The sequence below is a fragment of the Micrococcus sp. Mcc28 genome (assembly GCF_024519775.1).
Classification (GTDB): Bacteria; Actinomycetota; Actinomycetes; order Actinomycetales; family Micrococcaceae; genus Micrococcus; species Micrococcus luteus.
In genome coordinates this window covers 57,449-65,943 of the sequence record NZ_JALJRH010000015.1, presented here as the reverse complement: position 1 = coordinate 65,943, position 8,495 = coordinate 57,449, and the positions used below count along the sequence as shown (strand labels likewise).

At 71.7% G+C, this 8,495-nt stretch carries 6 protein-coding genes and 2 tRNA genes; 6 read left to right on the top strand and 2 right to left on the bottom strand.

The window, feature by feature from the left end; translation table 11 throughout:
• The first annotated feature begins 2 nt into the window (after positions 1-2).
• Positions 3-78: transfer RNA gene (locus NR073_RS09090), tRNA-Ala, on the top strand.
• 86 nt (positions 79-164) lie between these two features.
• Here NR073_RS09090 and NR073_RS09085 read toward each other — a convergent pair.
• Entirely contained in the window at positions 165-1,295 is a 1,131-nt protein-coding gene (locus tag NR073_RS09085) for an oxidoreductase (protein ID WP_135101373.1), read from the bottom strand.
• 169 nt (positions 1,296-1,464) lie between these two features.
• Here NR073_RS09085 and NR073_RS09080 point away from each other — a divergent pair.
• Positions 1,465-1,540 (top strand) — tRNA-Ala (locus NR073_RS09080).
• A gap of 243 nt (positions 1,541-1,783) precedes the next feature.
• Positions 1,784-2,863: a hypothetical protein gene (locus NR073_RS09075; protein WP_256748758.1), complete on the top strand. Its 1,080-nt coding sequence runs from the start codon at positions 1,784-1,786 to the stop codon at positions 2,861-2,863.
• A 96-nt stretch (positions 2,864-2,959) separates the two neighbouring features.
• On the opposite strand, the gene NR073_RS09070 is transcribed toward NR073_RS09075, so the two are convergent.
• On the bottom strand, positions 2,960-3,652 hold the full coding sequence (locus tag NR073_RS09070) for a TetR/AcrR family transcriptional regulator (protein ID WP_036316951.1): 693 nt from the start codon (positions 3,650-3,652) through the stop codon (positions 2,960-2,962).
• Positions 3,653-3,813: 161 nt separating this feature from the next.
• On the opposite strand from NR073_RS09070, the gene NR073_RS09065 reads away from it, so the two are divergent.
• The 3 genes from NR073_RS09065 to NR073_RS09055 are packed head-to-tail and all read left to right on the top strand — an operon-like array spanning position 3,814 to position 8,416.
• On the top strand, positions 3,814-5,346 hold the full coding sequence (locus NR073_RS09065) for an NAD(P)/FAD-dependent oxidoreductase (protein WP_041103003.1): 1,533 nt from the start codon (positions 3,814-3,816) through the stop codon (positions 5,344-5,346).
• A gap of 26 nt (positions 5,347-5,372) precedes the next feature.
• Positions 5,373-7,034, top strand: coding sequence for an APC family permease (locus NR073_RS09060; RefSeq protein WP_036316957.1), 1,662 nt, complete (start codon positions 5,373-5,375; stop codon positions 7,032-7,034).
• Positions 7,031-8,416 (top strand): NAD-dependent succinate-semialdehyde dehydrogenase, encoded by a 1,386-nt coding sequence (locus NR073_RS09055; protein WP_095354173.1) that lies wholly within the window; start codon positions 7,031-7,033, stop codon positions 8,414-8,416. The genes NR073_RS09060 and NR073_RS09055 overlap by 4 nt, the downstream gene beginning before the upstream one ends.
• Positions 8,417-8,495: the final 79 nt, after the last annotated feature.

The following is an 8,495-nucleotide window of genomic DNA, read 5'->3' as shown; positions in this document are numbered from 1 at the left end:
CTGGGGGTATGGCGCAGTTGGTAGCGCGTCTGCATGGCATGCAGAAGGTCAGGGGTTCGAATCCCCTTACCTCCACCAGTCAGGAGGCCCGGTCCGTACGGACCGGGCCTTCGTCGTCGTCGGACTCCCGTGCGGGGCCGGGAGGCGACCGCCGCCCCGCGACATCACCGCGGTTCTGCACTGCGGTGATGTCGCTCCGCCGCGGTCGGTGCGGGGGACACGCCGGGGTACGCTGCGCGCTCCGCCGCCGTGAGTGCGGGTTCCACCGCACGGCCCTCCCGCGCCGAGGCGACGGCGGCCTCGAGCACCGCCATCACGGCGACGGCCTGGTCGGGGGTGGCGGCGTCGCTGCTCGCGCGGCCCAGGATCGCGTCGCGCACGCCCGCGTAGGACCGCTGCTGGGCTCCGATCGGCGCGGGGACGCGCTCGGTGTTCCCCTCCCCGTCGTGCAGGAGGATCGGGTCCGGATCGACGCCCCAGCCCTCGGCGCCGGGGAGCAGACCAGCGCGCAGCTGAACCTCCTGCCGATCCGGCAGTTCCTTCACCGCGGAGCCACGCGTGCCGTGGACCGCGAAGCGCGGGCTGCCGCCGGCCACGAGCATCGACGCCTGCAGGACCACGCGCCGGCCCGGGTACTGCAGCACGCAGTGCGCCCAGTCCTCGACCGGGGCGCCCGGACGCAGGGCCGCGAGGTCGGCGTCTACGCGTTCGGGGACACCGAAGAGCAGGAGCGCCTGGTCGACCAGGTGCGGTCCGAGGTCGAACCAGATGCCGCCCCCGGGCACCGCGGCTTCCCGCCAGCGGTCCCGGACGGTCGGGCGGAAGCGGTCGATCCGGGACTCGAGGTGGACGACGTCCCCGAGCCGGCCGGAGCGGACCAGCTCGGCGATGCCCAGGAAGTCGCTGTCGAAGCGGCGGTTCTGGAACACCCGCAGCACCCGCCCGGTCTCGACCGCGAGGTCGCGAAGCTCCCGCGCCTCGGCGAGACTCAGCGTGAAGGGCTTGTCCACCACCACGTGCCTACCCGCCCTCAGGGCCGTGCGCGCGAGCGGCGCGTGTTGGTCGTTCGGGGCGGCGATCACCACGAGGTCCACGTCGTGGCGAGCCAGGAGCTTGTCCACGTCAGGCACCACGACGACGTCCGGCAGGTCCGCGTGCACCGCGTCCGGGCGGCTCGAGACGACATGGGTGAGAGCGAGTCCCTCCGTGGCGTGGAGCAGGGGGACGTGGAACGTCTTCCCGGCGAACCCGTAGCCGATCAGGGCGGTGCGGATCGGTGCGTCGGTGGGGGGCATGCAGGACCTCCTGGTCTGGCGGCGGGCATGGGGGCGTCCCCTGCACGCTAGGCCGTGGGGCCGCGGCGGTCCATCGACGCCGCTCGGCCGGTTTGCGCGGTTGCCGCGGGCCGGGTATTCTATTCAGGTGCTCCGGCCGGTCCGCCGGAAACGGGGGCATCACCCACCTGGGGGTATGGCGCAGTTGGTAGCGCGTCTGCATGGCATGCAGAAGGTCAGGGGTTCGAATCCCCTTACCTCCACCAGGCAGAAGGCCCGGTCCATACGGACCGGGCCTTCGTCGTCGTAACGGCCAGCTCGCCGTCGAGACCCGCCGGTCACGACCGGGTTGCGGTCCAGCGTCGATCACGCATCGACGTCGCACAGCCCTTTCACGGCAGGCTCTCGGCGGACAGACTCGAGGCGTCTCCACCCGTGGAGCCCGGACCACCGGTGCTGCAGAGGCGGGGACCGCCACCCCTGTCCGGCCGACTCAGTGAGGATCTGCCATGTCCGTCATCCGTACCCGTCGTCCCTCCCTCCGTCACCTGCCCGCCGCCGTCGCCGCCGCCGGCCTCATCACCACCGTCGCCCTCGCCGGCCCCGCCGCGGCCTGGGACGACGCCCATGGCCCCCAGGCCGGCTACTTCCAGGCCGTCGACCACGAGAACGTCACCGCCGCCTTCTTCCAGACCTACGACGGCTACGACCCGGAGGACCTCACGCTCACGCTCACCCCGGTGGCCGAGGACGGCATCCGCCTGGAGGGCGGCCAGGAGGTGGAGTTCACCGCCCTGGACGTCATCGACGGCGGCGCGGTGGACGTCCTGGAGACCCGCCGCGCGCTCGGCGCGGCCGGTGAAGGCCTCGTGCGGTACGACGTCGTGGCCGACGGGCAGATGTTGAACATGGGCATCACGCTCCAGGCGGACGCCGACCTCGCCGACGATCAGGGGGCGGCCGTGCACTCCGTCGACGGCCCGCAGACGGGCCACCTCGGGGACCGGCCCCTGGTCTGGGACTCGGCCATGCAGCTGGCACCCGGGGTGGAGGGCGCCGAGATCCTCCACATGGTCGCCGCGCCGACGATGGAGAACACCTACGCGGAGGTGGTGACCGAGCCGGCCCACGGTGAGGTCTTCGCGTTCCGTGACTCGGAGCACTCCGAGCTCCGTGCCTGGTACATCCCCGAGGAGGGCTTCGTCGGCACGGACACCTTCACCGTCGACTTCTACAGCGAGCACGTCGCCCACGTCCAGACCGTCACGGTGCATGTCGGCGAGGAGATCCCCGCCGCGTACGACGGCTTCGTCGAAGCCGAGGACGGCGTCCTCAACGGGAAGCCGCTCGACCTGACCGACCCGGACACCGCCGCGGCGCTCGCCGCGTTCCGGGGCGACGAGGCCGCCCCGGCTCCGGGGGACGAGGAGGAACAGCCCGCTCCGGTCGAGGACGACGCCGACGAGCAGCACACGACCCCGGACACCGTCGAGACGGGGCAGTCCACCGGCTGGTGGCTGGCCGGCCTCGGCGCCGCCGCCGCGGGAGTGCAGGTCGCGGCCCGCCGTCGTCTGGGCCTGACCGACTGACAGCCCGCCGCGCACAGATCCTTCGACGCGCCGCCCCTCTTACGCTCAGGGGCGGCGCGTCCGTGCCGGCATGACACGCGGCCGGCAGCCCGCGCGTCAGTCGCCGAGGCCCGCCAGCAGCAGGTCCAGTCCCTCCTCGAAGGGTGCGTCCGCATAGGGGTTCCGCGCCCCCGTCGCGCGCGTGCCCCCGCCCGCCCGGAAGGCCTCGGCGGCCGCGCCAAGCGCGGGCAGGCGCTCCTGCGCCCCCGCCACCTCGAAGATGTCGGCCGGAGCGTCGACGTCGTACGCAGACCCGTAGATGAACGACTCGAGCGCGATCACCCGGGCCAGCACCTGCTCCGGCGCCAGACCGGTCCGGGCCAGCACCGCGCACACCGTCTCGTAGACCCGCTGCGTCGACGGGGCTCCCTCGATCGGCAGGGTCGCGATGAGCGGGATCAGCGGCGGATGGGCCGCGAAGACGTCGCGGTAGGAGCGCGCCCACGCCCGCAGGGCGGCGACGACGGGCACCTCGCCCCGGATCGCGGCCTCCAGCTCGACGAGCGAGACCTCGCCCATCACGGCGTCCTGCAGCAGGACGAGCAGCTCATGCTTGCCGCTGATGTGGTTGTAGAGCGCGCTCGGCGCCACGCCCAGGCGACGGCCGACCGCCGCCATGGTGAGCCCTTCGTATCCCTCGGTGCGGGCGACCGCGAGCGCCGCGTCCGCGATCGCTTCGCGGCTCAGAGCGGGGGAGAGAGGTCGTCCGCGGTGGCGGCGCGCCCGGGGCGGTTCAGTGGTCTCGTCCATCCGGCCATTCTGACCCGTCGGACGGGCAGGAGGTGTCAGGCCGGCTACGGACCAGCCTTCCCTTCCCGGCGCGCGGCCCGTACAGTGAGCGCCGACACTCTAAATGAACGGCATTCACCCGGGCCCCGCCCGATGCCCCGTCCCCGCCAGAGGAGCACCCCATGACCACCGCCCCCGCCACCGCCGGCCGCGAGCGCCGGACGAGCGACGTCGTCGTGATCGGCGCCGGCCCGGCCGGCCTCATGGCCGCCCGCACCGCGAAGGCCCAGGGCCTGTCCGTCACCGTCCTGGAGGCTCGCCGGCGCGTCGGCGGCCGCACCTGGAACGGCCTGGTCGAGGGCGCCGACGGCAAGGACCACTTCATCGAGATCGGCGGCCAGTGGATCTCCCCGGACCAGACCCGCCTCATCTCCCTGGTGGAGGAGCTCGGCCTGCCGACGTTCTCCCGCTTCCGCGACGGTCGCAACGTCTACGTGGACCCGCGCGGAGAACGCCACGTCTACGACGGCCTCGACTTCCCGGTGGCCGAGAAGACGGACCGGGAGATGGATCGCCTGATCGCCAAGATCGACGAACTGACCGCCGAGATCGACGCCGCCGCCCCGTGGGAGCACCCGCGGGCCGCCGAGCTGGACAAGATCTCCTTCCGGCACTGGCTGGAGCAGCAGTCCGACGACCCGGAGGCCATCGACAACGTCTCCATCTACATCGCCTCCGGCATGCTGACCAAGCCCTCCCACACCTTCTCCCTGCTCCAGGCGCTGCTCATGTCCGCCTCGGCGGGGTCGTTCCGCAACCTGGTGGACGAGGACTTCATCCTGGACAAGCGCGTCGAGGGCGGCATGCAGTCCGTGTCCCTGGCCATGGCCGCCGAGCTGGGCGACGACGTCGTCCTCGGCCAGCCGGTGCGCACCCTGCGCTGGGCCGAGCCGGACCCGTCCACCGCGGACGAGAAGAACGGTGTGGCCGCAGACGTGCGCAACGGCGTGGCGCACGACGGCGCCGCCGGCGACGTCGTGGCGCTCACTGACGACTACGAGGTGCACGCCCGCTACGCGGTCCTGGCCGTCCCGCCGAACCTCTACAGCCGCATCTCCTTCGAGCCGCCGATGCCGCGCGAGCAGCAGATCGCGCACCAGCACATCTCCATGGGCCTGGTCATCAAGGTGCACGCCGTGTACGAGACCCCGTTCTGGCGCGAGGAGGGCCTGTCCGGCACGTGCTTCGGTGGGGGCCGTCTCGTCCAGGAGATCTATGACAACACCAACCGCGGCGAGAACCTGGCCGGTGGCGCCCCGGGCAAGGAGGACCCGCACGGCACCCTCGTCGGCTTCGTGTCCGACGTGTACGCGGAGCAGATGTGGGCCCTGCCGGAGGAGGAGCGCAAGGCCGCGATCCTCGGCGCCATGGCCGAGTACCTCGGCCCCCGGACCCTCGAGCCGATCGCGTTCTTCCTCTCGGACATGGCCGCCGAGGAGTGGACCCGAGGCGCCTACGCCACCAGCTACGACCTCGGCGGGCTCTCCCGCTGGGGCCACCTCCAGAACCGCCCGACCGGTCCCATCCACTACGCGTGCTCGGACATCGCAGCCGAGGGCTACCAGCACGTGGACGGCGCGATCCGCATGGGCGAGGCCGCCGCCCTGGCCATCGCCGAGCGGGAAGCCACCGACGCGGGGCAGCCCACCGGCTGACCGGCCCGACGGACAAGGACATCCTCATGAGCGCATCCACCCCACGACGCCGCGTCGTCGACAATGAGGGACACGAGCACGTGTACCCGACCACCTCCGCCATCGAGCAGGTCAACCTGCTCAACCCGGGCGGGGTGAGCAACAAGGGGCTCCAGGCCGGCAAGGTCGGCCTGCTCGGGGCGGTGGTGATCGGCGTCTCCGTCGTCGCCCCCGCCTACACGTTGACCTCGGGCCTCGGGCCGACCATCAGCACCGTCGGCACCCACGTGCCCGCGATCCTGCTGCTCGGCTTCATCCCGATGCTCCTGGTGGCCCTCGGCTACCGGGCGCTGAACACGCGGGTGCCGGACTCCGGCACGTCGTTCACCTGGGCCACGCACGCCTTCGGGCCGTATGTCGGGTGGATGGGCGGCTGGGGGCTCATCGCCGCCTCCGTGATCGTGCTGTCCAACCTGGCGGCCGTCGCCGTCGACTTCACGTTCCTGCTGCTCGCCCAGATCACCGGGAGCCAGGCCATCGCGGACCTGGCCGGCAACCTGTGGGTCAACATCCCCCTGACCCTGGTGTACCTGGCCCTGGCCGGATGGATCTCGCACCGCGGCATGGAGACCACCAAGCACCTGCAGTACATCCTGGTGGCCTTCCAGATCCTGGCCCTCGGTGCGTTCGCGGTCGCCGCCCTGACGCAGTCCTCCCGTGGCGCGGGCTTCGACCCCACCCCGGTGCAGCTGGACTGGTTCAACCCGTTCACCGCGGGCGACTTCAGTGTGGTCGCGGCCGGCGTCTCCCTGTCCATCTTCCTGTTCTGGGGCTGGGACGTGACCCTCACGATGAACGAGGAGACCAAGGACCCCGAGCGCACCCCCGGCCGGGCCGCCGCCGTCACCGTGTTCGTCATCATCGCCGTCTACATCCTGTCCGCCCTGGCCGTGATCTCCTGGGCGGGCATCGGCTCCGAGGGCCTGGGCGCGGGCAACCCGGACAACCAGGAGTCGATCTTCGCGGTCCTCGCCGGCCCGATCCTGGGCCCCTTTGCCGTGATCATGTCCAGCGCGATCCTCGTCAGCTCCCTGGCCTCCCTGCAGTCCACCATGGTCTCCCCGGCCCGCACCCTGCTGGCGATGGGCTTCTACCGGGCCGTACCCGCGCGCTTCGCCGAGCTGAGCCCCCGGTTCAACAGCCCGGCCTTCGCGACCTGGGTGTGCGCGGGCTTCGCCGGCCTCTTCTACGTCGTCACGCGGCTGCTCTCCGAGAACGCCCTGTGGGACACCATCACCGCTCTGGGCCTGATGATCTGCTTCTACTACGGCATCACCGCCCTGGCCTGCGTCTGGTACTTCCGCCGCGAGTGGTTCACCTCGGTGGGCAACGCCCTCACCACCTTCCTGTTCCCGCTGATCGGCGGCCTCGTGCTGCTGGTGATGTTCTGCGTGACCGCGATGGACTCCACCGACCCCGACTACGGCTCCGGCTCCTCCGTGTTCGGTGTCGGCACCGTGTTCATCCTGGGCATGGGCGTGCTGGCCATCGGCGTGGTACTGATGATGTGGACGCGGCTGCGCCACCCGGCCTACTTCCGTGGCGAGACCCTGCCGCAGACGGACTCGACCCGACCCATCCCGATCATCCGTCCGGACGACGACGGCACTGCCGTGGTCCGGGACCCCAACGAGAGGACCCACTCATGAGCACCCCCACCGGCTATCGCGTGCAGGACCCCAGCACCGACCAGGTCGTGGAGACCTTCCCCGCCCTCGCCGACGGTGAGGTCGACCAGGTGCTGGCCGCCGCCGAGACCGCCCAGCGCGCATGGGCCGCCCGCCCCATCGAGGAACGCGCCACCATCGTGCAGAAGGTCGCGGACCTCTTCGAGGAGCGCAAAGACGAGCTCGCGCAGATCATCGCCACCGAGATGGGCAAGCGCGTGACCGAGGGCGTCGAGGAGGCGGAGTTCAGCTCGGCCATCTTCGGCTACTTCGCGGACAAGGGCCCCACCCTCGCCGCGGACCGCCCCATCGAGACCTACGGGGGCGGCCGCGCCATGATCCGCCACCTGCCCCTGGGTGTGCTGCTGGGCGTCATGCCGTGGAACTTCCCGTACTACCAGATCGCCCGTTTCGCCGCGCCGAACCTCATGCTCGGCAACGCGATCGTGCTCAAGCACGCCGAGATCTGCCCGCGCTCGGCCCTGGCCGTGCAGCAGATCATGGACGACGCCGGCGTGCCGGCCGGCGTGTACACCAACGTGTTCGCCACGCACGACCAGATCGCCGAGTTCATCGCCGACCCGCGCGTGGCCGGCGTCTCCCTGACCGGCTCCGAGCGGGCCGGCTCCGTGATCGGCGCGCTCGCGGGCCAGCACCTCAAGAAGGCCGTCCTCGAGCTCGGCGGGTCGGACCCGTACATCGTGCTCGACGCCGAGGATCCGGCCGAGGCCGCCCGCACCGCGTGGGCGACCCGCATGTACAACATGGGCCAGGCCTGCAACTCCAACAAGCGCATGATCGTCTCGGCGGACATCCATGACGCCTTCGTGGCCGAGCTGGTGTCCCTGGCCGACGCCATGAAGCCCGGGGAGGCCGCCGACGAGGACCCGACGGTGTTCACCCCGCTGTCCTCGCGCGGTGCCGCCGAGGGCCTGGCCGAGCAGGTGGAGCGGGCCCGTCAGCAGGGCGCGACCGTCCACGTCGGCGGGACCGTCACGGACGAGGCGGGCGCCCGCTTCGCCCCGGCCGTGATCACGGGCGTCACCTCCGAGATGGACGCCTACCGCGAGGAGCTCTTCGGCCCCGTCGCCGTCGTCTACAAGGTGGAGTCCGCGGACGAGGCGCTCGCTCTCGCCAACGACTCCCAGTACGGCCTGGGCGGCGCCGTGTTCTCCCAGGACGAGGCTCAGGCCGAGCGGATCGCCCGGCAGCTCGAGGTCGGCATGGCCAACGTCAACACGCCGGCGGGAGAAGGGGCGGAGATCCCGTTCGGCGGCATCAAGCGCTCCGGCTTCGGCCGCGAGCTCGGCCCGCTCGGCATGGACGAGTTCGTCAACAAGCAGATGTACTTCGTCCAGGACTGACACCCCACGACGACGACGGGCCCGCCTCCGGTGACCGGAGGCGGGCCCGTCCGCGTCCCGCCGGCGTGGCGGGAGCGAT